Raw genomic sequence first — 26,300 nt, 5'->3', positions numbered from 1 at the left:
CAGGACCTGCCGCCGTTCCGGCATTCTCGCAGGTCGGCCCGTGTTCACCGGCCGATGTCGGTGGCGGGGTGCACGATGGTGGGCATGGTCGGCTCTGCCCTGGATTCCTTCTCGCCCGCGACCCGCAGCTGGTTCACGGGTGCCTTCCACGCGCCCACGGCCGCGCAGGAGGGCGCCTGGTCCGCGATCGCGGAGGGGTCGGACGTGCTGGTCGTCGCGCCGACCGGCTCCGGCAAGACCCTGGCGGCCTTCCTGGCCTCCCTCGACCAGCTGGCCTCCGTACCGCCCCCGGCGGAGGCGAGGAAGCGCTGCCGGGTGCTGTACATCTCCCCGCTGAAGGCCCTCGCCGTCGACGTGGAGCGCAACCTCCGTTCGCCGCTGACCGGCATCCGTCAGGAATCCGTACGGCTGGGGCTGCCGGAGCCGGAGGTCCGGGTGGGCATCCGGTCCGGCGACACGCCTCCGGCGGAGCGCCGCGCCATGGTGACGAAACCCCCGGACATCCTCATCACGACCCCCGAGTCGCTCTTCCTGATGCTCACGTCCGCGGCCCGGGACGCCCTCGCCGGGGTGGAGACGGTGATCCTGGACGAGGTGCACGCGGTCGCCGGCACGAAACGCGGCGCCCACCTCGCGCTGAGCCTGGAGCGGCTCGACGAACTGCTGCCGCGCCCCGCCCGCCGGATCGGACTGTCGGCCACGGTCCGGCCGGTCGACGAGGTGGCGCGGTTCCTGTCGCCGCAGCGCCGGGTCGAGATCGTGCAGCCCGCCTCGGCGAAGGAGTTCGACCTCTCCGTGGTCGTACCGGTGGAGGACCTGGGCGAACTGGGCGGCTCACCGGCCACCGACAGCGGCGCCGGCCAGCCCGACAAGCCGTCCATCTGGCCGCAGGTGGAGGAGCGGATCGCCGATCTCATCCAGGCGCACCGCTCGACGATCGTCTTCGCCAACTCCCGCCGCCTCGCCGAGCGCCTCTGCAACCGGCTCAACGAAATCGCGTACGAACGCGCGACCGGCGAGGCCATGCCCGAGGCGCACACCCCCGCCGAGCTGATGGCGCAGTCGGGCGGCGCGAAGGGCGCTCCGGCCCTGCTGGCCCGCGCGCACCACGGCTCGGTCTCCAAGGAGCAGCGGGCCCAGGTGGAGGAGGACCTCAAGGCCGGCCGACTGCCCGCCGTCGTCGCCACCTCCAGCCTGGAGCTCGGCATCGACATGGGCGCCGTCGACCTCGTGATCCAGGTCGAGTCCCCGCCCTCGGTGGCCTCCGGCCTGCAGCGGGTGGGCCGGGCGGGCCACCAGGTGGGGGCCGTGTCGACGGGTGTGGTCTTCCCCAAGTACCGGGGTGACCTCGTGCAGGCGGCCGTGGTCACCGAGCGGATGCGCGTGGGGGCCATCGAGGCGCTGCGCGTCCCGTCCAACCCGCTGGACGTACTGGCACAGCAGCTGGTGGCGATCGTGGCACTCGACGTCCGCCAGGCGGACGACCTGCTGGCGCTCGTCCGCCGCGCGGCGCCGTTCGCCTCGCTGCCCGAGTCGGCTTTCACGGCGGTGCTCGACATGCTGGCGGGCCGTTACCCCTCGGACGCCTTCGCGGAGCTGCGCCCGCGCGTGGTGTGGGACCGGGTGGCGGGCACGGTGACCGGGCGCCCGGGGGCGCAGCGGCTCGCCGTCACCTCCGGGGGCACCATCCCGGACCGGGGGCTGTTCGGCGTCTTCCTCGCCGGGTCCGACCCGAAGAAGGGAGGTGGCCGGGTCGGCGAGCTGGACGAGGAGATGGTGTACGAGTCCCGGGTCGGGGACGTTTTCACGCTCGGCACCACGTCCTGGCGGATCGAGGACATCACCCGCGACCGGGTGCTGGTCTCGCCCGCCCCGGGGGTGCCGGGCCGGCTGCCGTTCTGGAAGGGCGACCAGCTGGGGCGCCCCCTGGAGCTGGGCCGCGCGCTGGGCGCGTTCCTCCGGGAGATCGGGGGGCTCTCCGAGGAGGACGCCCGGCTCCGGCTGCTGGCCGCCGGTCTGGACGCCTGGGCGGCCGGCAACATCCTCTCCTACCTCGACGAGCAGCGGCGTGCCTGCGGCCATGTCCCGGACGACCGGACGATCCTCGTCGAGCGCTTCCGGGACGAGCTGGGCGACTGGCGGGTCGTGGTGCACTCCCCGTTCGGCGCGCAGGTGCACGCCCCGTGGGCGCTCGCCCTCTCCGCCCGCCTGGCCGAGCGGTACGGCATGGACGCGCAGGTCATGCACGCCGACGACGGCATCGTGCTGCGGCTGCCGGACGCGGACCTGATGAGCCTCGACCTTCTCGACTTCGACGCCCCGAAAGGCTCCGGCGGCGAGGACACCGGCAGCGGTGACGGCACGGGGACCGACCGGGGTCCCCTGCTCCCGGACGCCGCCTACGACAGCGCGCAGGCGCCGGTGGGCGCCGCCGACGTCGTCTTCGACAAGGGCGAGGTCCAGCAGATCGTCACCGACCAGGTGGGCGGTTCGGCCCTGTTCGCCTCCCGTTTCCGGGAGTGCGCGGCGAGAGCGCTGCTGCTGCCCCGGCGCAGCCCCGGCAAGCGCACCCCACTCTGGCAGCAGCGTCAGCGGGCCTCCCAACTGCTCCAGGTGGCGTCCGAGTTCGGGTCGTTCCCGATCGTCCTCGAAGCGGTGCGCGAATGCCTCCAGGACGTGTTCGACGTACCCGGACTCACCGAACTCATGGGCGACCTCGAAGCGCGCCGCATCCGGCTGGTGGAGGTCACCACCACCGAGCCCTCGCCCTTCGCCCGTTCCCTGCTCTTCGGTTACGTCGCACAGTTCCTCTACGAGGGCGACTCGCCGCTCGCCGAGCGGCGGGCCGCCGCCCTCTCGCTCGACTCGCATCTGCTGGCGGAGCTGCTCGGCCAGGCGGAGCTGCGCGAACTGCTCGACGCAGACGTCCTGGCCGAGCTGGAGCAGGAGCTCCAGTGGCTGACCGAGGAACGGCGGGTGAAGGACGTCGAGGGCGTCGCCGACCTGCTGCGGGTTCTCGGCCCGCTCACCCCGGCGGAGCTGGCCGAGCGCGGTGCGGAGCCCTCGTGGGCCCCCGAGCTGGAGACGGCCCGCCGGGCCCTGCGGGTCCGTATCGCGGGCGCCGACCACTGGGTCGCCGTCGAGGACGCGGGGCGGCTGCGCGACGCGCTCGGCACCGCCCTTCCGGTCGGCGTACCCGAGGCGTTCACCGAGCCGGTGAAGGACCCGCTCGGCGATCTGCTCGCCCGGTACGCCCGTACGCACGGCCCCTTCACCTCGGCACGGGCGGCGGAGCGCTTCGGACTGGGACCGGCGGTGACGGAAGGTGCCCTGCAGCGCCTGTCCGCTTCCGGACGGGTCGTACTGGGCGAGTTCCATCCGGCGGGCATCGGACAGGAGTGGTGCGACGCCACGGTGCTGCGCCGGCTGCGGCGCCGCTCGCTCGCGGCACTCCGCCACGAGCTGGAGCCGGTGCCGCCCGCCGCCCTGGCGTCGTTCCTGCCCCAGTGGCAGCACCTGGACGGCCACGGGCTGCGGGGCATCGACGGGCTGGCCCGCGCCGTCGAGCAGTTGCAGGGCGCTCCGGTGCCCGCCTCCGCGCTGGAGAGACTGATCCTGCCGGGCCGGGTCGCCGGATACACCCCCGCCCTGCTGGACGAGCTGACCACGACCGGCGAGGTCGTCTGGGCCGGGGCGGGCGCCCTTCCCGGCAAGGACGGCTGGCTCGCTCTCTACCCGGCGGACAACGCCCCCCTGCTGCTTCCCCCGCCCCATCCGCTGGAGCTGACCGCGCTGCACGAGTCGGTCCTGACCGCGCTCCAGGGCGGTTACGGCCTCTTCTTCCGCCAGATCGCCGACCAGGTCCGCGCCACCACGCACCCGTCCGCCTCGGACGCGCAACTGGCGGACGCGCTCTGGGACCTCGCCTGGTCGGGGCGGCTCACCAACGACACGCTGGCGCCGCTGCGCTCGCTCCTCGGTTCGGGGCGCACGGCCGGGGCGACCGCGCACCGGGCCCGGCGTTCGGTGCCGCGCGGCCGGTACGGCTCGCTCACCGCCTCCGCCCGCCCGGCCGCCTCCCGGACGGGCCCGCCCACCGTCTCCGGCCGGTGGGCGCTGCTGCCCGCGAGCGAACCCGAACCCACCCACCGCGCCCATGCGCTGGCCCGCACCCTGCTGGACCGGCACGGCGTGGTCACCCGGGGCGCGGTGCAGGCGGAGGGGGTGGAGGGCGGCTTCTCGGCGACGTACCGCATCCTCGCCGCCTTCGAGGACAACGGGCAGGCGAGGCGCGGTTATGTCGTGGAGGGTCTCGGGGCCGCGCAGTTCGCGATGGACGGTGCCGTGGACCGGCTGCGGGCGGCATCGACCGCCCGGGACCGCCGGGACCCCGGGAGCGTGCCGCGTGCGGTGGTGCTGGCGGCGGCCGACCCCGCCAACGCCTACGGCGCCGCGCTGCCCTGGCCCGAGTCGCCGGACGGCGCGGGCCACAGGCCCGGCCGCAAGGCGGGTTCCCTGGTGGTCCTCGTCGACGGGGAGCTGACGCTGTACATGGAGCGCGGCGGCAAGTCCCTGCTGGCCTGGCCCTCGGACCCCGAGGCCCCGGCCCTGCGCGCCGCGGCCGAGGCGCTCGCGGCGGCGGCGAAGGCCGGGGCCCTCGGCACGGTCACGGTGGAGCGCACCAACGGCGCGTCCTCGTTGACCTCGCCGGTGGGCCGCGTGCTGGAGGCGGCAGGCTTCCTGGCCACGCCGAAGGGGATGCGGCTGCGCGCCTGACGCGGTGGGCCGCGCCCGCGGACGAGTTGCCGTACCGCCGCACCCCGCGCACGGGCGCACCGCTGCCGCATGATGGAGGCATGCCCGAAGGAGACACCGTCGCGCGCACGGCCAAGCATCTGCACGCCGCTCTCGCCGGAAGAGTGCTCACCCACGCCGATCTGCGGGTACCCCGGTTCGCCACCGCCGATCTGAGCGGCCGCACCGTTCTCGACGTGACCCCGAGGGGCAAGCACCTCCTCACCCGGCTGGAGGGGGGCCTCACGCTCCACAGCCATCTGCGGATGGACGGCGCGTGGCGGATCTTCGCCCCCGGGGAGCGGTGGCGCGGCGGTCCGGCGTACGAGATCCGGGCCGTCCTCGGCAACACCGACCACACAGCGGTCGGCTACCGCCTCCCGGTCCTCGAACTCCTGCGGACCCCCGACGAGGAGAAGGTGGTCGGTCATCTGGGCCCCGACCTGCTGGGGCCCGACTGGGACGCGGACAAGGCCCTGACGAACCTGCTCGCCGACCCGGCCCGCCCGCTCGGCGAGGCACTGCTCGACCAGCGCAACCTGGCCGGTATCGGCAACGTCTACAAGTGCGAGCTCTGCTTCCTGGCCCGCGTCACCCCCTGGCTCCCGGTGGGCGAACTGCCCGAGCCCCTCCTCCCCCGGGTGGTGGGCGCCGCCGCGCGGCTGCTGGACGCGAACCGCGACCGCTCCACCCGCACCACCACCGGCCGGATCGCGGCGCTCAGTCGCACCCGTGAGCCGGTGTACGTCTACGGACGAGCGGGCCGCCCCTGTCTCCGCTGCGGCACCCCCATCCGCAAGGCGGACCAGGACGACCGTCCGACGTACTGGTGCCCCCACTGCCAGTCGGGCCCCACCCCGCGCTGACCGCCCGGCTCCTCTCCGCCCCGGCCGCCGATCGTCTCCCACCGGCCGATGCTCCCCTACCGACGCTCCCCTACTGACGCTCCCCTACCGACGCGACGCTCCCCGCCCCGGTCGGTCACCCTCGGCCGGTTCACACGGCCCGATCCGGACCGGTTCCACGGCTCCTACCAGCCCGATCGCACCAGGCCGATCCCATCGGCCCGACCCCACCACCCGATTCCGACGGCCCCACCTCACCCGGCCGACCTCACCGCTGGGGCGGCCTCCGCCGGAGCACGGACCGTCTCCGCCGGCGCAGTGGGGGCCGCCGCACCCCGATGTCCGCGATGCCCGGCCGTCCCTCGCCCCGTACGCCACGCCCCCACCATCGGCGCGCGTACCGGAGGAACGGCCGGCCGGATATGGAGCCGTCGTGCCGAGGAGCCCCGCCGCTCGTCCCGGCCGCCGCCACGTGGACCGGCAGCAGGCTCAGCCCCCAGCCGCCGGCCGCCACCGCGCCCTCCACAGTCCCGGCCTGCCCCGGGACGAGGACGAGCCGCAGCACGGCCCACCACCACAGCCCGCCGCACATCAGGAGTCCGGCGGATATCAGGAACGGCCGCACCCGTCTGCGTATCACTGCGGCCTCCTCCGGCCTATACCCGGCCCGCCGGATGGCGGTGCGGACGGGCCCGCCCGCCTTGTCCGGCAGTCTGCCCCGGTCCGGGCCGCGCTGCATCCAGAGGCGGCCCGGGGCCCACGCTCGGGGCGCGCCGGAGCCCGTACCACCGCCCGGAACCGGACCGCGAGGGGCGGGAGGGACGGGAAGGACGGGAGGGACAGAAATCCGTGGCTCTCCCACCGGTGGCGACCCATGATGGCGGGATGTCGCATCTGCTTGAGCGCGTGACCGCCTTCCGCACCGACTTCGCCCGGCGCCAGGCTGCCGAGACCATCCGGTTGCCCGGCGCCTTCGCCGTCCGCGATCCGGAGTTCCCTCTCTCCCAGGAACACAACCAGCTGTTCGTCGACGCCCCGGACGCCGATCCGACGGCACTGCCGGAGCAGGCCGCGCAGAGTCTCGGGCCGCGGGAGCAGTACCCGATCACGGTGCTGGACGACGCGCTCGGCGAGCGGGCGGCCCCGGTGCTGGCGGCGGCCGGCTACCGCCGGGACATCCATGTGGTGCTGGCACGGGAGACCGCCGGCTGTGCGCTGCCCGGCATCGCCGCGCACCGGGTCGCGGCGGCCCGGATACGGGAAGCGGTCTTCCGCCAGCAGTTGCTCCGGTACCCGGACGAGGAGCTGGCCCGGCAGCTCACCGACCGCCGCGCTGCCCGGTTGCGCGGTGCGGAGGAGGTGCTCTTCCTTGCCGCCCGGACTCCCGCAGGGGGAACAGCGGCCTGGACCGACCTGTATCTCGACCGCGCCGCCGGGCTGGCCCAACTGGAGGACCTGGTCACCGCCGAGCCCCACCGGGGCAGGGGCCACGGCGACACCCTTCTCGCCACGGGTCTGGCGCTGGCCGCCGCCGCCGGTATCCCCCGGCTCTTCCTCGTCGCGGACGAGGCCGACTGGCCGCGCGACTGGTACCTCCGCCGCGGCTTCACCGAGATCGGCCGCAGCCATGCGTTCCTGCGGGGCTGACGGCTTCCTCCCGGGCCAACGGCTACCCGCGGGGCCGACGGTGGGCACGGACCGCGCGGCGCCCAGCACCCCACCGTGCCGTGCCGTGCCACCCGGCACACGCACACGCCACCCCGGCCACCCCGGCCACACCGTCCACGACACGACGGGCGCACGCGCTTCGGCCCCGCCCGGGACGATCCGGAAACGGGGCCGAAGGGTGTACGACCGAAGGGTGTACCGAAGCCGTACGGTTTCTCTCGCACTCGCGATCGGGCCCCGGCGCCGCGTGCGACGCCCGGTCCCGCGCGGTTCAGGCGCTCTCCGCCTGGAACATCCAGGCGTGCTTCTCCAGGTCTGCCGCCACGGCGATCAGGGTGTCCTGGCTCACCGGGTCGGGGTCGGCGGTGACCTCGATGCGCTCGCGCATCCGCCCGATCACGATCTCCAGCGCGTCCACCAGGACCTTCACCGCGTCGGTGTCCTTGATCCAGCCGTCCGGCACGACGTCGATGGCGGTGGTCCGGGCGATGGTCGCGGACCGCCCGTCCGGGTTGACGCCGACGGCCGAGGCACGCTCGGCGACCGTGTCGGAGTGCTGGCGCGCGGTGTCCACGACCTCGTCGAGCTGGAGGTGCACGGAGCGGAAGCGCGGGCCGACGACGTTCCAGTGGACCTGCTTCGCGGCCAACGAGAGGTCGACGAGGTCGACCAGGGCGCCCTGGAGCGCCTCACCGACCGTCTTGAGGTCGGCATCGGAAAGCGGGCTCTTCACGACAGACATGCACTCTCTCCGTTCTGTCGGCGTCCGGGACGGGCGGCGAGGCCCTCTCCCGTGGTGCCGGCGGTGGTGTCGGCTGGTTCGGCAGCCGCTGTCAGCACGCCATCCACGATGGCACATAAGCCGACAAAGCGACCATCCGCAGCCTCGCTCTCCATGTGCCCCGTCAGCCGCCGGGCACACCCCCCGACCCGCGAACCGGGCCCGCACACGACAGAACCCCGGTCCACCCCCGAAGGGGCGGCCGGGGTTCACTGTCGCACCGGACCGTGCGGGTCAGGCAGCGACGACGTCCACCGCTTCCGCGGGCGCCTTGATCGTCACCCGTCCCGCCGGTACGCCCGCCACCGATGCCACGGAGACGGAGTTGAGCATGGGCCGCACCGGTACATGGACCGGATCAGTGGCTGCCGCCGACGCGGCGAGTTCGGCGAGTGACAGCTCATCGCTCACTTCACGCATGAGCTCGGACATCCGTACGTCAAGCGCGTCGCAAATCGCGGAGAGCAGCTCGGAGGATGCCTCCTTCTGCCCCCGCTCCACCTCGGAGAGATAACCGAGCGAGACCCGGGCGGACGAGGAGACTTCGCGCAGAGTACGGCCTTGGCGCTGGCGCTGCCGACGCAGCACGTCACCCAGTAGGCGACGGAGCAGAATCATCGGTGGCTCCCTCCTCGGACCGCGTAGCCGCATCCTTCACGCCCCACCGTACCGCGTAGCGCTGCGGCCGTGCGGGGAGCGATGTCGTGTTCTCTCAGGGCTGCAAACATCAATTCCCCCCGTGCTGTTCCGTATCCTGTGCCCCCGCGTTTTCTGCGAGTACGCCGGAGAGCAGCTCAAGGACACCGAGCACGCTCTCTTTACGGATGTCCGTCCGCTCACCGTTCAACCGCATTGCCGCGACTTTACCGACCCCAAGCGGTCCCGCGACAGCGACGTAGACGGTACCGACCGGCTGACCGTCCTGGGGATCCGGGCCGGCGACCCCCGTGGTCGAGATCCCCCAGTCGGCACCGAGCGCCCGGCGCACACCGGCGGCCATACCGCGCGCGACCTCGGCGTCCACCGCTCCGCGCTCCGCGAGCAGGGTGGCGTCGACCCCCAGCAGCTCGTGCTTCAGCTCGGTCGCGTACGCCGTCACCGACCCCCGGAAGGAGCGGGAGGCTCCAGGGACGGCGGTCAGGTCCGCCGCGACCAGGCCACCGGTCAGCGACTCGGCCACGGCGAGGGTCTCTCCCCGCTCGACGAGCTGCCGCAGTACCCGGGCCGCGAGGGTCACCTCTCGGCCTCGGCGGGGTCGCCGACCACGGCTCCGGGGAGTGGATCGCCGTCGGGCAGCACGGCAGCACCGGGAAGGCCCTCGCCCCCGGCGGCCACCGGCGCCGTCCCGGCCACTGCGGTCGCGCCGGTGACCGCGCCCCGGGCCTCCTCGGCCACCGTCGTCGGCGCGACCGCGTCCGCGACCACACCTGCGTCCGCGTGGGGGTCCAGCGCCAGGGCGACCGCCTCCAGCGCCGCGACCCGCTCGGCGGCGAGCCCCTTCCGGCGCGCCACGACCGCCTGGCGTACGTAGTCGAGTCCGGTGACCACCGTCAGCGCGACGGCGACCATCATCACCCAGAAGCGGAGGGTCGCGAGCGGACCGGTGAGCGCCAGGACGTACATGCCCACGGCCGTTCCCTGCGCCAGCGTTTTCAGCTTGCCACCCCGGCTCGCCGGGATCACGGCGTGCCGGATCACCCAGAACCGCAGGAGCGTGATGCCCAGCTCACGGAAGAGGATCACACCGGTGATCCACCACGGCAGGTCGCCCAGCCACGACAGCGAGATAAGCGCCGCTCCCATGATCGCCTTGTCGGCGATGGGGTCGGCGATCTTCCCGAAGTCGGTGACCAGGTTGTACGTGCGGGCGAGGTGACCGTCGAACAGGTCGGTGATCATCGCAATGGCGAAGGCCGCCCACGCGACGGACCGCCAGGCGGGGTCGTACCCGCCGTCCGCCAGCAGCAGCATCACGAAGCCGGGCACCAGGAGCAGCCGGATCATGGTGAGGATGTTGGCGATGTTCCACAGGCCGGCCTGGTTCACGGCCGGGGTGCCCAGCTTGCCGCCGCGGACCGGCGTGGCGCCGGAACCGCCCGTCGCGGATGCCGGGGCTCCCGTCATCTGGCCGCCTCCGAGAGTGTGAGTTGTTCGGCCACCAGGTCGACTCCCTCGGTGCCCACTGCCTTCGCCTCGACCATAAGGCCGGGGACGAGCCCTTCGCGTGTGGTGAAGACCACCTGGCCGTCCGTTTCGGGTGCCTGGTGCGCGGCGCGGCCGATCGCGACCGGGCCGTCCTCCTCGGACTCCACGGACTCGACCAGCACCTGCAAGGTCTCGCCGACCCGCTCCTCGGCACGCTGGGAGGTGAGTTCCTCGGCGAGCTGGGAGATGTGCGCGAGGCGCTCGGCGATGGTGTCGGCGTCCAGCTTGTTCTCGTAGCCGACCGCTTCGGTGCCTTCCTCGTCGGAGTAGCCGAAGACGCCGATGGCGTCGAGCCGGGCTCCGGTGAGGAAGCGCTCCAGCTCGGCGAGGTCGGCCTCGGTCTCGCCGGGGAAGCCGACGATGAAGTTGGACCGGGCACCGGCCTGCGGGGCCTTGGAGCGGATGGTGTCCAGGAGTTCCAGGAACCGGTCGGTGTCGCCGAAACGGCGCATGGCGCGCAGCACGCCGGGAGCGGAGTGCTGGAAGGACAGGTCGAAGTACGGGGCGACCTTCGGCGTCGAGGTCAGGACGTCGATCAGTCCGGGGCGCATCTCGGCGGGCTGGAGGTAGCTGACCCGGATGCGCTCGATGCCCTCGACGTCGGCGAGCTCCGGCAGCAGGGTCTCCAGCAGGCGGATGTCGCCGAGGTCCTTGCCGTACGAGGTGTTGTTCTCGGAGACCAGCATGACCTCCTTGACGCCCTGTTCGGCCAGCCAGCGGGTCTCGCCCAGCACGTCGGAGGGGCGGCGGGAGATGAAGGAGCCGCGGAAGGACGGGATGGCGCAGAAGGTGCACCGGCGGTCGCAGCCGGAGGCCAGCTTCACCGAGGCGACGGGGCTGGTGCCGAGCCGGCGGCGCAGCGGGGCGCGCGGTCCGGAGACCGGGGCGATGCCGTCCGGGAGGTCGGCGGGGGCCGGGGCGATCTCCTGCGCGTGCCCGGGGAGGGCCACAGCGGCGTCCTGCCGTTCGGCGGGGCTGATCGGGAGGAGCTTGCGCCGGTCGCGCGGGGTGTGCGAGGCGTGGATGCCACCGTTGAGGATGGTCTGGAGGCGGTCGGAGATGTCGGCGTAGTCGTCGAATCCGAGGACTCCGTCCGCTTCTGGCAGGGCCTCGGCGAGGTCCTTGCCGTAGCGCTCGGCCATGCAGCCGACCGCGACGACGGCCTGGGTCCTGCCGTGATCCTTCAGATCATTGGCTTCGAGGAGGGCATCGACGGAGTCCTTCTTGGCGGCTTCGACGAAGCCGCAGGTGTTGACGACGGCGACATCCGCGTCGGAGGCGTCCTCGACGAGCTCCCAGCCGTCCGCTGCCAAGCGGCCTGCAAGCTCCTCCGAGTCCACCTCGTTACGGGCGCAGCCAAGAGTGACGAGGGCGACGGTACGGCGTTCGGGCATGGAATCAAGACTACTTTGTCGTGGCGGGCGCCCTGCCGCGCAGGGTTCCCCGCTACCCCCAGTCACCTCCGCCCACGCGAAGACACGGCGAACGGCCGGCGGCGCGACGGTGCGGAACGCGACGAACGCCCGGCAGCGGGGCCGGGCGTTCGTCGTGATCGGGTGCGGTGCGGGGTGGAGCGGTCGTGCGGGAGGCCGGGCGTTGTCAGCCCGCCTCCGGGTCGCCCTTCGCGTAGGAAAGCCGCTCGACCTGTCCGGGTTCGAACTGGTCCTCGACCTTCTTGCCGTTCACGAAGAGATCGATGGATCCGGCGTTCCCGAGGACGAGGTCGACACGCTCCTCGTCCTGGAACGTCTTCGACTGGCCCTGCAGAAGCAGTCCGTCGAAGAGGATCTGCCCGCTGTGGTCCTTGGCTGAGATCCAGCTCTTGCCCTCGGTGGCACTGAGCTTGACCGTCACCTTGTCCAGCGGAGCCGCCGCGATGGCGCTCTCCGACGGCACGGGCTTGGGGTCGGCGGGCTTGGTGGGGGTGGGTTTGGCGGTGGCCTTCTGGGGCGTGGAGCCCTCGGCCACGTGTGCGGTGCTGGTTCCCTCGTCCTCACCGTTGAAGAGGGTGAAGCCGACGAAACCGACGACGGCGACAATCGCCGCGACCATGGCCGCGGTCCAGTTGGGCCGCCGGGGTTCCGATCGGATGCGTTCCGCTTCGAAGAGCGGAGCCGCCGGCGTCGGCACAGGACGGCCGCCGTGTTCGGCGTCGAACTGCTCGACCAACGGTTCAGGATCGATGCCGACCGCGCGGGCGACGGTACGGATGTGACCGCGCGCGTAGACGTCGCCGCCGCAGCACGAGAAGTCGCCGTTCTCGATCGCGTGCACGATGGGGATGCGCACCCGGGTGGAGCCGCTGACTTCGTCGACCGTCAGACCTGCGGCGATACGAGCCTGCTGAAGCACACGACCGATCGAAGGCCGTTCGTCTTCGGGGGAGTTGCCGATGGACACGGGGGCGCCTTTCGAGCGTGAGCCACCTGCTGGATGTTCAGTCTAGGGGGGGTGCGAAAGGGTGGGGCAACCGGGCGCGACGACTTGTACGCCATCGGGTCCGCCGGACAACCCCTTGGGCTGTATGGCGGGAGCGGCCGCGGCCGCACCCTCCACTTGAACGTGACGTACGACCGGACGCAACGGTTGCCCCCCACCCTCCCGGGAAGAGCATTCGCGATGCTTCCGTGACCATCAAGGAGCTGTTTCCCCCCGGATCAGGGCCAATACCCCGTCGAGTTCGTCGGGCTTCACCATGACGTCACGGGCTTTCGACCCCTCGCTCGGACCGACGATGTTCCGGGACTCCATCAGGTCCATGAGCCTTCCTGCCTTGGCGAAGCCGACCCTCAACTTCCGCTGGAGCATCGAGGTCGAGCCGAACTGTGTCGAGACGACGAGCTCCGCGGCCTGGCAGAGCAGGTCGAGGTCGTCACCGATGTCCTCGTCGATCTCCTTCTTCTGCTTTGTCCCGACCACCACGTCGTCCCGGAAGACGGGGGTCATCTGGTCCTTGCAGTGCTGGACCACGGCGGCGACCTCGGCCTCGGTGACGAAGGCGCCCTGCATACGGGTCGGCTTGTTCGCCCCCATCGGCAGGAACAGACCGTCCCCCTTCCCGATGAGCTTCTCGGCACCGGGCTGGTCCAGGATGACCCGGCTGTCCGCGAGCGAGGACGTCGCGAACGCCAGCCGGGAGGGCACGTTGGCCTTGATCAGTCCGGTGACGACGTCGACGGAGGGCCGCTGCGTCGCGAGCACCAGGTGGATACCGGCGGCCCGTGCCAGCTGCGTGATGCGGACGATGGAGTCCTCCACGTCACGCGGCGCGACCATCATCAGGTCCGCCAGCTCGTCGACGATGACCAGCAGGTACGGGTACGGGGCGAGCTCCCGCTCGCTGCCCTCGGGCGCCTTCACCTTGCCGTCGCGCACCGCGTGGTTGAAGTCGTCGATGTGCCGGAAGCCGTACGCGGCGAGGTCGTCGTAGCGCAGGTCCATCTCCCGCACCACCCACTGGAGCGCCTCGGCCGCCTTCTTCGGGTTGGTGATGATCGGCGTGATCAGGTGCGGGATGCCCTCGTACGCGGTCAGCTCGACCCGCTTGGGGTCGACGAGGACCATGCGCACGTCGTCCGGGGTGGCCCGGACCATGATCGAGGTGATCAGGCAGTTGATGCAGGACGACTTTCCGGAGCCGGTCGCCCCCGCGACCAGCACGTGCGGCATCTGCGCCAGGTTGGCCATCTCATAGCCGCCCTCGACGTTCTTGCCGAGCGCGACCAGCATCGGATGGTCGTCCTCGGCCGCGTCCGCGAGCCGCAGAACGTCGCCGAGGTTGACCATCTCCCGGTCGGAGTTGGGGATCTCGATGCCGACCGCGGACTTGCCGGGGATCGGCGAGATGATCCGGACGTCGGGGCTGGCGACGGCGTAGGCGATGTTCTTGGTGAGGGCGGTGATGCGCTCGACCTTCACCGCCGGCCCGAGCTCCACCTCGTACCGGGTGACCGTCGGGCCCCGGGTGAAGCCGGTGACGGCCGCGTCGACCTTGAACTCCGTGAAGACGTTGGTCAACGAGGCGACGACCACGTCGTTGGCCGCGCTCCGCGTCTTGCCCGGGCCGCCGCGCTCCAGCAGATCGAGGGAGGGCAGCGAGTAGGTGATGTCGCCGGAGAGCTGGAGCTGCTCCGCCCGCGCGGGCAACGGCCGGGTCTGCTCCGGCGCGGGCTTGGTCAGGTCCGGTACGCCGACGGGCGGGGCGCCGGCGGGCTTCCGGCCGGTGCGCTCCTGGCCGGCGTCCTCGGCGGACCGCGCTCCGCGCGCGCCGGGCACGGGGCTGCCGGCCCCCTCCCGCTCGCCGGTGCGGTCCCGGTCGCCGAACACTTTGTGGGTGAGGTCGGCGACCACGGGCGAGGGCGAGATGCCGTTGAGCACCGCTCCGTCCAGCGCGGCGGCGGCGGCCGCGGCGACGTCGACGGCGTCCATCGGCCGGTTCGTCCCGGGCTGCGCCGTCTGCCGCCGGGGCCTGCGACGCCGGGCCGGCGCCTCGGACTCGGCGTCCTCCGCGTCGAACACCCCGTCGGGGCCGCGCCCGGGGGCACGGCGCGTCCGGCCGGGGAGCGCCTCGCGCCACTGGTCGTCGTACCGCTCGTCGTCGCCGGCGTAACGCTCGTAGCCGTCCTCCGGGCCCGCCGGCGCCTCGACGATGCCCAGCTTCACCCCGAGCAGCCGGAGCCTCTGCGGAATCGCGTTGACCGGTGTGGCCGTGACGACCAGAAGCCCGAACACCGTCAGCAGGAGCAGCAGGGGAACGGCGAGCACCTCGCCCATGGCGAAGACGAGCGGGGTGGACGCGCCCCAGCCGATCAGACCGCCCGCGTCCTGTATGGCCTCCGTACCGTCCCCGCGCCCCGGGCTGCCGCAGGCGATGTGGACCTGCCCGAGGATGCCGATGACCAGTGCCGAGAGGCCGATGACGATCCGTCCGTTCGCCTCGGGCCTGTGGGGATAGAGGATCAGCCGCACGGCGACCGCGCCCAGCAGTATCGGTACGAGCAGGTCGAGCCGGCCGAACGCCCCGGTCACCAGCATCTCGACCAGGTCACCGACGGGTCCGCGCAGATTCGACCAGGTGCCCGCGGCGACGATCAGCGCGAGTCCCAGCAGCAGCAGCGCCAGCCCGTCCTTGCGGTGGGCCGGATCGAGTCCCTTGGCGCCTCGCCCTATCGAACGGAACAGTGCGCCGACACCGTGCGCCATGCCGAGCCAGACGGCGCGCACCAGTCGGTACACCCCGTTGGTGGGGGACGCTGCGGGTCTTGGTGCGGGCCTCTTGGCCGCTGCCTTCTTGACCGGCGCCCTGCGCGGGGGCGCCGCTTTCCCCGTCGGCACCTTTTTGGCGGGCGCGACTTTTCTCGCCGGCCCCGGTGTACGGCCGACGCTCTTCGCGGTGCCCGCCGAGCTCTGGGAACCCTTGCCGGACGTACGTGAGGCCATGGGCCGAGGTTACCGGTGTCGACGCGTCGGGACACGTGCCCGTCGGGTTCACCCGACCGTGTCGGTTCGCGGCGGACAGAAACTGACGCCTTCTCACCGTCGAGTGGGGGTGCGCCCTCGCACGCGAATCGCCCGGACGTGTGCGGGACAGCAGCGGCCGGACCAGCGCCGTCAGTTCCGCGCCGTCGGTTCGCAACGGTTCGGTCTGCGGCTTCCGGAACCGTACGGCCGTCAGCTCCGCGGTGCTTGCTCGTCGTTCTCGGTTGCGGTTCCCGGTTGCGCTTCTGGTCAGCTCTGCGACGGCAGGATGCCGGTGGCGCCGTTCGTTCCGGGCTCCAGGGCGTCGAGCGCCCGCCGCAGCCCCGTGAGCTTGCGTTCGAGATGCGCGGCGGTGGCCACGGCCGCCGCGTCCGCGGACTCGTCGTCCAACTGCTTGGAGAGCGCCTCGGCCTGCTCCTCCACCGCGGCCAGGCGTGCCGAGAGCTCGGCCAGCAGTCCGGCCGGCTCCCTGTCCTCGCCGGAGCGCCCGCCGTCGAGCTGAGCCCGCAGCAGGGCCGCCTGCTCGCGCAGCTTGCAGTTCTTCATGTACAGCTCGACGAAGACCGACACCTTGGCACGCAGCACCCAGGGGTCGAAGGGCTTCGAGATGTAGTCGACGGCACCTGCCGCATAACCGCGGAAGGTGTGGTGCGGTCCGTGGTTGATCGCAGTGAGGAAGATGATCGGGATGTCCCGAGTCCGCTCACGGCGCTTGATGTGCGCGGCTGTCTCGAAGCCGTCCATTCCCGGCATCTGGACATCGAGCAGAATGACCGCGAAGTCGTCCGTGAGCAGCGCCTTGAGCGCTTCCTCCCCTGACGATGCCCGCACCAGCGTCTGATCCAGCGCAGAGAGGATGGCCTCCAGCGCCAGCAGATTCTCCGGCCGGTCATCGACCAGGAGGATCTTGGCCTTCTGCATCATGGCCCGCCCTCCTCATCCCGGCATCGCACCGGGTGCCGCCCCAGGGGACGGCTCCGTATCGCCGTCCGTCTTGTGCCGGTCATCGTAGCCGCACCCCGGCCGTCGCCACACCCTGTCACCGCGATGTCACTGTGCACACAACAAGAACGCGGCGGAAGTTCGGAAGGTTCCCGGTCGGACGGTGTCTCCACAATCTCCGGGGGAGCCGAAGCGCGCGCCGGTCCACACACCTGTGCCGAGGGGGGTGCCGTACCCGCGGCACCCGTCGGCACCCCCCTCCTACCCGCGTCACTCCCCGCGCATCCACCTCTCCATGACGCCGAGCAGATAGTCGGGGTCGACCGGCTTGGTGACATAGTCGGAGGCGCCGCAGTCGAGCGCCTTCTCCTTGTCACCCTTCATGGCCTTCGCCGTCAGCGCGACGATCGGGAGAGCGGCGAACTGGGGCATCCGCCGGATCGCCGTCGTCGTGGCATACCCGTCCATCTCGGGCATCATGATGTCCATCAGCACGACCGCCACATCGTCGTGCTGCTCCAGCACTTCGATCCCCTCGCGGCCGTTCTCGGCGTAGAGCACCGAGAGTCCGTGCTGTTCCAGGGCGCTGGTGAGGGCGAAGACGTTGCGGATGTCGTCGTCGACGATCAGCACCTTCTCGCCGCGGAACCGGAACGACTTCCGGGCCTCGGGCGCCCCTGCCCCCTGGACCCAGTCCTCCTGAGCGGCGTTCTCCGGCCCCGCGGCCGCCCCGGCACCGGGACGGTTGGGCGCGGGCAGCGCCGGACGGCGGCGGGGATCGCCGAGCGCCTGTCGCCTGCGCCGGAACACCCCCGCGGAGTTGGCCGGGTCGCCCAGCGGCGCGGAGTCGGCCGGAGAGCCGTACTCCCCGCTGCCGGAGGGCAGTTCGAGGGCGTCCGGTTCCGCCTGCGGGTATCCCTGCGCCGGCAGGTCACCGCGGCGCAGCGGGAGGTAGAGCGTGAAGGTGGAACCGCGGCCCGGCTCGCTCGCCGCGTGGATCTCCCCGCCCAGCAGGCGCGCGATCTCCCGGCTGATGGAGAGGCCGAGGCCGGTACCGCCGTACTTGCGGCTGGTGGTGCCGTCCGCCTGCTTGAACGCCTCGAAGATCACCATCATCTTGCTGGAGGCGATCCCGATCCCGGTGTCGGTGACCGAGAAAGCGATGAGGTCGGCGTCCGCGTCCCGCACCGCCCCCGTCTCCAGGAGGTTCTCCCGGATGGCGTTCGGGACGTCCGGTCCGGCGGGGCGGATCACCAGCTCCACCGCACCGCTGTCGGTGAACTTCACCGCGTTGGAGAGCAGGTTGCGCAGCACCTGGAGCAGTCGCTGCTCGTCGGTGTGGAGCGTCGCGGGGAGTTCGGGCGAGACGCGTACCGAGAAGTCGAGCCCCTTCTCGGCGGTGAGCGGCCGGAAGGTCGCCTCCACGTAGTCGACCAGCTGGACCAGCGCGATGCGGGTCGGGCTGACGTCCATCTTGCCGGCCTCGACCTTGGAGAGGTCGAGGATGTCGTTGATCAGCTGCAGCAGGTCGGAACCAGCCCCGTGGATCGTCTCGGCGAATTCCACCTGCTTCGGCGAGAGGTTCCCCTCGGCGTTGTCCGCCAGCAACTTGGCGAGGATCAGCAGGGAGTTGAGCGGGGTGCGCAGCTCGTGCGACATGTTCGCCAGGAACTCCGACTTGTACCGCATCGAGACGGCGAGCTGCTCGGCCCGCTCCTGGAGGACCTGGCGGGCTTCCTCGATCTCGGTGTTCTTCAGCTCAATGTCCCGGTTCTGACGGGCCAGCAGCGCCGCCTTGTCCTCGAGTTCGGCGTTGGACGCCTGGAGGGCCTTCTGCCGGTTCTCCAACTCCTGCGAGCGGTCCCGGAGCTGCTCGGTCAGCTCCTGCGACTGCTCCAGCAGCTTCTCGGTCCTGGTGTTGACGCTGATGGTGTTGACGCTCGTCGCGATCATCTCGGCGAGCTGGTTCAGGAAGTCCCGCTGGATCTGGGTGAACGGCTGGAAGGAGGCCAGCTCGATCACCCCGAGGACCTTGCCCTCGAAGAGCACCGGCAGCACGATCACATGGGCCGGGGGTGCCTCGCCGAGGCCCGAGGAGATCTTCAGGTAGGCGGGAGGCGCGCTGTCGACCTGGATGGTCCGCTTCTCCGCCGCGGACTGGCCGATGAGCGACTCGCCGGGCCGGAAGGAGGTCGGCATCGAGCCGACCGAGTACCCGTAACTGCCGCGCATCCGCAGCTCGTACGCGTCCTCCGCACCGCCGTCCGCGCCCACCTCGTCGGTGTCGCCCGCGACCATGGCCATGAAGAACGCGCCGTGCTGGGCGGAGACCACCGGGGTCAGCTCGCTCATGATCAGCGAGGCGACGTCGTCGAGGTCGCGGCGGCCCTGCATCAGGCCGGAGATCCGGGCGAGGTTGCCCTTCAGCCAGTCCTGCTCCTTGTTGGCGAGGGTCGTGTCGCGCAGGTTGGCGATCATCGTGTTGATGTTGTCCTGCAGCACCTGGATCTCGCCGGCCGCGTCCACGTCGATCTTGAGGTTCAGATCGCCGCGCGTCACCGCGGTGGCGACGGCCGCGATGGCCCGCACCTGCCGGGTGAGGTTCCCGGCCATCTCGTTCACCGACTCGGTCAGGTCGCGCCAGGTGCCGTCGACGTCCCGCACCCGGGCCTGCCCGCCCAGCTGGCCCTCCGTCCCCACCTCGCGGGCCACCCGGGTCACCTGGTCGGCGAAGGACGACAGCTGGTCGACCATCGTGTTGATGGTGTCCTTCAGCTGCAGGATCTCGCCCTGCGCGTCGATGTCGATCTTCTTGGTGAGGTCGCCCTTGGCGATGGCGGTGGTGACGGTCGCGATCTGCCGTACCTGCCCGGTGAGGTTGGAGGCCATCGAGTTCACGGACTCGGTGAGGTCCTTCCAGGTCCCCGCGACCCCCGGAACCCGCGCCTGACCGCCGAGGATGCCCTCGGTACCGACCTCGCGGGCCACCCGGGTCACCTCGTCGGCGAACGAGGAGAGCGTCGTCACCATGGTGTTGACGGTGTCGGCCAGCTCGGCGACCTCGCCCCGCGCTTCCACCGTGACCTTCTTCGTCAGGTCGCCGTTGGCGACCGCCGACGAGACCCGGGAGATGTTCCGTACCTGGCTCGTCAGGTTGTTGGCCATCAGGTTGACGTTGTCGCTGAGGTCCTTCCAGATGCCCGTCGCGCCGCGCACCCGGGCTTGACCGCCGAGGATGCCCTCGGTACCCACCTCACGGGCCACCCGGGCGACCTCGTCGGCGAAGTTCATCAGCTGGTCGACCATGGTGTTGACGGTCGTGACCAGTTCGAGGATCTCGCCCTTGGCGTCGACGGTGATCTTCTTCGAGAGATCGCCCTTGGCCACCGCGGTCGTGACCTCGGCGATGTTCCGCACCTGGAGAGTGAGGTTGTTGGCCATGCCGTTGACGGACTGGGTGAGGTCCTTCCACGTGCCGGACACCCCCTGCACCTCGGCCTGACCGCCGAGAATGCCCTCGGTACCCACCTCGCGGGCCACCCGGGTCACCTGCTCCGCGAAGTTCGAGAGCTGGTCCACCATCGTGTTGAGGGTGTTCTTCAGCTCCAGGATCTCGCCCCGCGCGTCCACGTCGATCTTCTGCGACAGGTCACCGCGCGCCACCGCGGTGGCGACCTGCGCGATGTTGCGGACCTGGGCGGTGAGGTTGCCGGCCATGCCGTTCACCGAGTCGGTCAGATCGCGCCACACGCCCGCCACGCCGGGCACCTGCGCCTGGCCACCGAGCCGGCCGTCCGTGCCCACCTCGCGGGCGACCCGGGTCACCTGCTCCGCGAACGCGGAGAGCTGGTCGACCATCGTGTTGATGGTGTTCTTCAGCTCCAGGATCTCGCCCCGCGCGTCCACGTCGATCTTCTGCGACAGGTCGCCCCGCGCCACCGCCGTCGTCACCTGGGCGATCTGGCGGACCTGGTCGGTGAGGTTGCCCGCCATGAAGTTGACGGAGTCGGTGAGCTCCTTCCACGTACCGGAGACACCGTCGACGCGGGCCTGACCACCGAGGCGCCCCTCGGTGCCCACGTCGCGCGCCATCCGGGTCACCTGGTCGGCGAACGAGGAGAGCTGCGCCACCATCGTGTTGACGGTGTTCTTCAGCTCCAGCATCTCGCCGGCCACGTCCACGGTGACCTTCTGCGACAGGTCGCCGTTGGCCACCGCCGTCGTCACCTGGGCGATGTCCCGCACCTGGCCGGTGAGGTTACGGAAAGCGGTGTTGACCGAATCGGTCAGGTCCTTCCACGTGCCGGCGGCACCGGGCACCTCGGCCTGACCGCCCAGCCGGCCCTCCACGCCGACCTCCCGCGCGACCCGGGTCACCTCCGAACCGAAGGACTGGAGCTGGTCCACCATCGTGTTGACGGTGTTCTTCAGCTCCAGCATCTCGCCGGCCACGTCGACCGTGACCTTCTGCGTCATGTCACCGCTGGCCACCGCCGTCGTCACCTGGGCGATGTCCCGCACCTGAGTCGTCAGGTTGCGGAAGACGGTGTTGACCGAATCGGTCAGGTCCTTCCACGTGCCGGCGGCACCGGGCACCTGGGCCTGGCCACCGAGCAGCCCCTCGCCGCCGACCTCGCTGGCGACCCGGGTCACCTCGTCCGCGAAGGTACGCAGCGTCTCCGTCATCTGGTTGATCGTCTCGGCGAGCTGCGCGACCTCGCCGCGCGCGCTCACGGTGACCTTCTGCGACAGGTCGCCGTTGGCCACCGCCGTCGTCACCTCGGCGATGCCACGCACCTGGCTGGTGAGGTTTCCCGCCATGGTGTTGACGGAGTCGGTGAGGTCCTTCCACACACCGGCGACACCCGGCACCGTGGCCTGGCCGCCGAGCTCGCCCTCCGTGCCGACCTCGCGGGCGACCCGGGTGACCTCGGACGAGAACGAGGAGAGCTGCTCCACCATCGTGTTGACGGTGTTCTTCAGCTGGAGCATCTCCCCGGACACATGGACGGTGACCTTCCGCGACAGGTCGCCCTTGGCCACCGCCGTCGTCACCAGCGCGATGTCCCGCACCTGGGCGGTGAGCCGGTACGCCATCGTGTTGACGGAGTCCGTGAGGTCCTTCCAGGAACCGGACATGCCACGCACCTGCGCCTGGCCGCCCAGCTTGCCCTCCGTGCCCACCTCGACGGCGACCCGCGTCACCTGTTCGGTGAAGGCCGACAGCTGGTCGACCAGGTTGTTGACCGTACGGGCGACCTTCAGGAACTCCCCGCGCAGCGGGCGTACCGTCTCGTCCGCCGTGTGGGAGCGCAGCTCCATCCGCTGGTCGAGGTCGCCGTCGGCCACCGCGGACAGCACCCGGCCGACCTCGGACACGGGTCGCGCGAGGTCGTCGACCAGTTCGTTGGACGCGTCGATCGCGGCGGCCCAGGCACCTTCGCAGGCACCGGTCTCCAGCCGCTCGGTGAGCTTCCCCTCCCGGCCGACCACCCGGCGGACGCGGGCGAGTTCTCCCGTGAGGTGGAGGTTGCGGTCGGCCACCTCGTTGAAGACGGCGGAGATCTCCGTCAGGGGCCCGTCCCCGGAGACCGTGAGCCGCCGGCGGAAGTTGCCGTCACGCATCGCGAGCAGGGCCGAGAGCAGTCTGTTCAGAGCTGCCGCGTCCACCTCGACAGTTCCTTGACGCTGATTTTTCACGGGCTGTCCGCCTCTTGTACGCGTGCCTGAACCCCGCGCCGCCACGTCAGACTCCACCGTGTCCCTCCCGCAGGGTTGACCGTTTCGCTCGGGTGATTCCGGGAGCTTTCCCAGTTCCGAGGTACCTCACCGCCACAGCCACCGTCGACGGGTGCCCATGGAAACGTCAAATCCTTGAAACGTACCAGGCCGGAACCCGACCGCGGGTATCGATGGGAATCGTCACCCCGACGACACCCCCACCCGCACCGGCCGCACCCGGCGGGAGAGCCGCCCCCACACGCTCGCGTACGCCCATTCCCCCCGTCCGGGGTGAAGTCCGGCCTCGTGTACCCGGCGGCCCCGGCGAGCGTCTAGCCTGGCGGAGGGCCGTCCGGTGGTTCGTCGCGCATCCGCCAGGACCACGGGCAGCTCCCGGGCGGAACGAGTTGGACCAGGCCGGGGCGGGCGAGCCCGGCATGATCCCAACGAAAGGCCCAGGACACGGGCACAGGACTCGGGGAAGCGACGCGACACCATATGGGGAGTGCAGTGATCACCGCGCGTGCGGCCGCCACCTTCGAACCGGCCGGTCGCTCCGTAGCGACAGCCCGCGCCTTCGTCCGGGACACGCTCCAGGGATGGGGCTACACCGACGTCATCGACGACGCGGTCGTCCTCACCAGCGAGCTGGTGACCAACGCGGTCGTGCACGCGGGCACCGCCGCGGACGTCCTCTGCCTGCGCGCGGAGGACGGGGTACGCGTCGAGGTCGCCGACCACTATCCGGAGCGCGAGGTCCCGCTCCAGAGCACGGCGGTGGACTTCGGCAGCCCCGACCGGGAAGGCGGCCGGGGCCTCCTGCTCTGCGCCGCGCTGGCGTCCCGCTGGGGCGTGGAGTACGCCCCCACCCGCAAACACGTCTGGTTCCAGCTGGACCTGCCCGACCGGCCCGTGGGCATCCGCTCCGCCGGCCCGCTGCTCCCCGTCGAGAGCCTGCCGGTCGCCGACCGGCGCATCCGGGTCGCCGTGGTCCAGATCGACATGGCCGGCGCGGTCGCCTCCTGGAACGAGGACGCCTCGTACCTCTTCGGGTACGCCCCCGAGCAGGTCGTGGGCAAGCAGCTCACCGAGTTCGCCGCCTGGCCGCAGACCCCGGGCACCAGCACCGGCATCGCCGCCGCGCTCCAGCTGTCGCGCTGGGAGGGCAGTTACGGCTTCCGGTGCGCGGACGGCCGGGTCATCCCCGTCTACGCCTCCCACCTGCGTGTCCGGGACACGGCGGGTTCCCCGTCCACGGTCTGTCTGATGGTCCGCGACGACGAGCGAGCGGTGCTGCAGAGCCCGGTGCGGGCCCCGGTCACCGATACCGGCGAGAGCCGCTCGGCCGACCCCTTCGAGGTGTTCATCGGCTCCCCCGCACCCGACGACCTGGACGGCCTGCTCCAGCGGACCGTCGAGCGGGCGCGCGACATGCTCGACGCGGACGCCGCCTTCCTGCTCCTGGCCACGGACGACGAGACCGAACTCGAGGTCCGTGCCACCACCGGCCTGCCCTCCGCCCGCCAGCGCTTCGCCCGGGTCCCCGTCGAGGCGAGTGCCGGCCGATACGGCTCCGCCCGGATGCCCGCCGTCCACGAGGACCTGATGGCCGTGGAGGGCGCCGTCCCGCTGCTGGGCGGCACGGGGATGCGCTCGGTGGTGACGGTCCCGCTGAAGGTGGAAGGCCGGCTCACCGGATCGCTGGGCGTCGCGGCCGAGGCCGCGGGGCGGTACACCAACGAGGAGGCCCTGCGCCTCCAGTTCGCCGCCGACCGCATCGCGCTCGCCGTCGAGTCGGCCCGCCTCGGGGAGCTCGAACGCCTCCGCAGGGGCTCCCTCTCCTTCCTCGTCGAGGCGTCCGACCTGCTGGCCGGGACACTCGACCGGGACCAGACCCTGGCCCTCATGGCCCAGATGACCGTCCCCAAGCTCGCCACCTGGTGCGCCGTCTACACCATCGCCGATCCGGCCTCGGAACCGTTCCTCTCCTTCGTCCTGCACGAGGACGAGGATCTGATCGACGGGCTCAAGGCCCTGCTCTCCCGCATCGACCCGCCCGAGCCCGTGCCCTCCCCCGGCGCCCGGGTGTGGGGCGCGCCGAGCAAGGCCGCCCACGAGGCCGCACTGCGCACGTCGATGCGGAGCCTGAGCAGCGACGCCCCGCTGAGCATGGCCAACTCCACCCGTACGACGCTGGCCACGGCCGCTGCCGTGGGCGGCGAGACGGTCGTACTCCCCCTCGTCGCCCGCAACCGTGTCATCGGCATGCTGACGCTCGGCAAGCCGTCGGACGACCACTTCCGCCAGGAGATCCTGGAACTCGCGGAGGACCTGTCCCGGCGGGCCGCCCTCGCGCTGGACAACGCCCGGCTCTACTCCGAGCGCACGGCCATCAGCCAGGCCCTCCAGCGCAGCCTGCTGCCTCCGAGCCAGCCGGTGGTACCGAACGTCGAGATCGAGGTCATCTACCGCGCCGCGGGTGAGGGCAACGAGGTCGGCGGCGACTTCTACGACGTCTTCCCGATCCGCGACGGCGTCTACGGATTCGCCATCGGCGACGTGTGCGGTACGGGCCCCGAGGCCGCGGCCGTCACGGGTCTCGCCCGGCACGCCCTGCGCCTGCTGGCCCGCGAGGGCTTCGGCGGTCCGGCGGTGCTGGAACGCCTCAACGCGGCCATCCTCGACGAGGGTGCCCGCAGCCGCTTCCTCACGCTCCTGTACGGCGAGCTCCGTCCCCAGGAGGACGGCAGCGCCCTCCTGAAGGTCGTCTGCGCCGGCCACCCCCTGCCGCTCCGTCTCCGTCAGGACGGCACGGTGGAGCCCGCCGCCGAGCCCCAGCCGCTGCTCGGCGTCATCGAGGACCTGGAGCTGTACGAGGAGGAGATCACGCTCGCCCCCGGCGATGTCCTGCTCTGTGTCACGGACGGCATCACCGAGCGGCGCGAGGGGACCCGCATGCTCGGGGACGACGGCCTGGCGGAGGTGCTGGCCAACTGCACGGGGCTGACGGCCGGAGCGGTGGCCGCACGCGTCCTGCGGGCCGTCGAGCGATTCGCAGCCGAGCCGGCCTCGGACGACATGGCCATCCTCGCCATGCGAGTCCCCGAGCCGCAGACGATCTGATCCGGACCGTTTTCCCGGGCCGCTGCCGACGGCCCGGGAAAACGGAAACGGTCCGGAAAGCAGGAAGACCCCCACCGAATGGTGGGGGTCTTCCTCGTGCTGAGCCCCAATGCGGAATCGAACCGCAGACCTTCTCCTTACCATGGAGACGCTCTACCGACTGAGCTATTGGGGCCTTGCTGCGCTGTGCAACGAGATAAGCATACCCCAGTTCCGGGGTAGCCAGAACCATCTGCCACGCGGAATCCCGCGCGGATTCCCGCACTCATGAAAATCGGTCACGGGCCGGCGTTGTCCCGCGCGTTCGCCCGGAAGTCATCACTCCGCAACCGCGACCGCGACTGCCGGCCCTGGACGGCCCCAACCGCACCGGGCCCCGGCCGACGAACCCGGCCCCGGCCCGTTCACGGCTCTCAGCGCACGTACCCTTCAAACGCAGAAAACCCCCGTGCCCAAAGGCACGGGGGTCTCCCGGAAAAATTGTTCGGCGGCGTCCTACTCTCCCACAGGGTCCCCCCTGCAGTACCATCGGCGCTGAAAGGCTTAGCTTCCGGGTTCGGAATGTAACCGGGCGTTTCCCTAACGCAATGACCACCGAAACACTATGAAATTTAACCAACCGGAAAAACACAGCCAATTGTTATTTCAGAACAACACAGTGGACGCGAGCAACTGAGGACAAGCCCTCGGCCTATTAGTACCAGTCAGCTCCACCCGTTACCGGGCTTCCACATCTGGCCTAT

Annotated in this window: 12 protein-coding genes, 1 tRNA gene, 1 rRNA gene and 2 pseudogenes; 4 read left to right on the top strand and 12 right to left on the bottom strand. The window is 71.3% G+C overall.

All coding sequences use genetic code 11. The features are described from left to right. Window positions 1-84: 84 nt before the first annotated feature. Complete coding sequence (locus tag ACFYPN_RS06335; RefSeq protein WP_358760759.1) at window positions 85-4,776, top strand: DEAD/DEAH box helicase; 4,692 nt, start codon at window positions 85-87, stop codon at window positions 4,774-4,776. A gap of 80 nt (window positions 4,777-4,856) precedes the next feature. Beyond that, window positions 4,857-5,660, top strand: coding sequence for a DNA-formamidopyrimidine glycosylase family protein (locus ACFYPN_RS06330; protein WP_358760758.1), 804 nt, complete (start codon window positions 4,857-4,859; stop codon window positions 5,658-5,660). 346 nt (window positions 5,661-6,006) lie between these two features. Here ACFYPN_RS06330 and ACFYPN_RS06325 read toward each other — a convergent pair. Continuing rightward, window positions 6,007-6,231 (bottom strand): annotated as a pseudogene (locus ACFYPN_RS06325) (hypothetical protein); the annotation flags it as partial. A 293-nt stretch (window positions 6,232-6,524) separates the two neighbouring features. On the opposite strand from ACFYPN_RS06325, the gene ACFYPN_RS06320 reads away from it, so the two are divergent. Next, window positions 6,525-7,286 (top strand): GNAT family N-acetyltransferase, encoded by a 762-nt coding sequence (locus ACFYPN_RS06320; RefSeq protein ID WP_358760757.1) that lies wholly within the window; start codon window positions 6,525-6,527, stop codon window positions 7,284-7,286. 292 nt (window positions 7,287-7,578) lie between these two features. Here ACFYPN_RS06320 and ACFYPN_RS06315 read toward each other — a convergent pair whose 3' ends face one another. From ACFYPN_RS06315 to ACFYPN_RS06275, 9 genes and pseudogenes are all read right to left on the bottom strand, one after another. Beyond that, window positions 7,579-8,049 (bottom strand): DNA starvation/stationary phase protection protein, encoded by a 471-nt coding sequence (locus ACFYPN_RS06315; RefSeq protein WP_358760756.1) that lies wholly within the window; start codon window positions 8,047-8,049, stop codon window positions 7,579-7,581. Between the two features lie 273 nt (window positions 8,050-8,322). Further along, complete coding sequence (locus ACFYPN_RS06310) at window positions 8,323-8,706, bottom strand: helix-turn-helix transcriptional regulator (RefSeq protein WP_358760755.1); 384 nt, start codon at window positions 8,704-8,706, stop codon at window positions 8,323-8,325. Between the two features lie 109 nt (window positions 8,707-8,815). After that, window positions 8,816-9,325: a nicotinamide-nucleotide amidohydrolase family protein gene (locus ACFYPN_RS06305; protein ID WP_358760754.1), complete on the bottom strand. Its 510-nt coding sequence runs from the start codon at window positions 9,323-9,325 to the stop codon at window positions 8,816-8,818. Further along, window positions 9,322-10,212 (bottom strand): CDP-diacylglycerol--glycerol-3-phosphate 3-phosphatidyltransferase, encoded by an 891-nt coding sequence (gene pgsA / locus ACFYPN_RS06300; protein WP_358760753.1) that lies wholly within the window; start codon window positions 10,210-10,212, stop codon window positions 9,322-9,324. Before pgsA ends, ACFYPN_RS06305 begins: the two co-directional genes overlap by 4 nt. Then, window positions 10,209-11,687 (bottom strand): 30S ribosomal protein S12 methylthiotransferase RimO, encoded by a 1,479-nt coding sequence (rimO, locus tag ACFYPN_RS06295; protein ID WP_389296990.1) that lies wholly within the window; start codon window positions 11,685-11,687, stop codon window positions 10,209-10,211. The genes pgsA and rimO overlap by 4 nt, the downstream gene beginning before the upstream one ends. 205 nt (window positions 11,688-11,892) lie before the next feature. After that, window positions 11,893-12,693 (bottom strand): helix-turn-helix domain-containing protein, encoded by an 801-nt coding sequence (locus ACFYPN_RS06290; RefSeq protein WP_389296988.1) that lies wholly within the window; start codon window positions 12,691-12,693, stop codon window positions 11,893-11,895. A 234-nt stretch (window positions 12,694-12,927) separates the two neighbouring features. Continuing rightward, window positions 12,928-15,767 (bottom strand): annotated as a pseudogene (locus ACFYPN_RS06285) (DNA translocase FtsK). Window positions 15,768-16,020: 253 nt separating this feature from the next. Continuing rightward, complete coding sequence (locus ACFYPN_RS06280) at window positions 16,021-16,695, bottom strand: response regulator (protein WP_358760750.1); 675 nt, start codon at window positions 16,693-16,695, stop codon at window positions 16,021-16,023. 288 nt (window positions 16,696-16,983) lie between these two features. Continuing rightward, window positions 16,984-22,413, bottom strand: coding sequence for a HAMP domain-containing protein (locus ACFYPN_RS06275; RefSeq protein WP_358760749.1), 5,430 nt, complete (start codon window positions 22,411-22,413; stop codon window positions 16,984-16,986). A gap of 519 nt (window positions 22,414-22,932) precedes the next feature. On the opposite strand from ACFYPN_RS06275, the gene ACFYPN_RS06270 reads away from it, so the two are divergent. Continuing rightward, on the top strand, window positions 22,933-25,557 hold the full coding sequence (locus ACFYPN_RS06270; RefSeq protein ID WP_389296985.1) for a SpoIIE family protein phosphatase: 2,625 nt from the start codon (window positions 22,933-22,935) through the stop codon (window positions 25,555-25,557). 102 nt (window positions 25,558-25,659) lie between these two features. On the opposite strand, the gene ACFYPN_RS06265 is transcribed toward ACFYPN_RS06270, so the two are convergent. Both ACFYPN_RS06265 and rrf read right to left on the bottom strand, forming a co-directional pair. Continuing rightward, window positions 25,660-25,732: transfer RNA gene (locus ACFYPN_RS06265), tRNA-Thr, on the bottom strand. 307 nt (window positions 25,733-26,039) lie between these two features. Continuing rightward, a 5S ribosomal RNA gene (gene rrf / locus ACFYPN_RS06260) occupies window positions 26,040-26,156 on the bottom strand. Between the last annotated feature and the right edge of the window lie 144 nt (window positions 26,157-26,300).

It is taken from the genome of Streptomyces sp. NPDC005576 (assembly GCF_042871745.1).
Classification (GTDB): domain Bacteria; phylum Actinomycetota; class Actinomycetes; order Streptomycetales; family Streptomycetaceae; genus Streptomyces.
This window is presented reverse-complemented; position numbering and strand designations above follow the sequence as displayed.

Bases quoted from the DNA above. Each gene is read 5' to 3' on its own strand.
- ACFYPN_RS06330 (WP_358760758.1), top strand. From the start codon at position 4,857: ATGCCCGAAGGAGACACCGTCGCGCGCACGGCCAAGCATCTGCACGCC.
- ACFYPN_RS06315 (WP_358760756.1), bottom strand. From the start codon at position 8,049: ATGTCTGTCGTGAAGAGCCCGCTTTCCGATGCCGACCTCAAGACGGTC.
- ACFYPN_RS06270 (WP_389296985.1), top strand. From the start codon at position 22,933: ATGGGGAGTGCAGTGATCACCGCGCGTGCGGCCGCCACCTTCGAACCG.
- pgsA (WP_358760753.1), bottom strand. From the start codon at position 10,212: ATGACGGGAGCCCCGGCATCCGCGACGGGCGGTTCCGGCGCCACGCCG.
- ACFYPN_RS06335 (WP_358760759.1), top strand. From the start codon at position 85: ATGGTCGGCTCTGCCCTGGATTCCTTCTCGCCCGCGACCCGCAGCTGG.
- ACFYPN_RS06280 (WP_358760750.1), bottom strand. From the start codon at position 16,695: ATGATGCAGAAGGCCAAGATCCTCCTGGTCGATGACCGGCCGGAGAAT.
- ACFYPN_RS06310 (WP_358760755.1), bottom strand. From the start codon at position 8,706: ATGATTCTGCTCCGTCGCCTACTGGGTGACGTGCTGCGTCGGCAGCGC.
- rimO (WP_389296990.1), bottom strand. From the start codon at position 11,687: ATGCCCGAACGCCGTACCGTCGCCCTCGTCACTCTTGGCTGCGCCCGT.
- ACFYPN_RS06320 (WP_358760757.1), top strand. From the start codon at position 6,525: ATGTCGCATCTGCTTGAGCGCGTGACCGCCTTCCGCACCGACTTCGCC.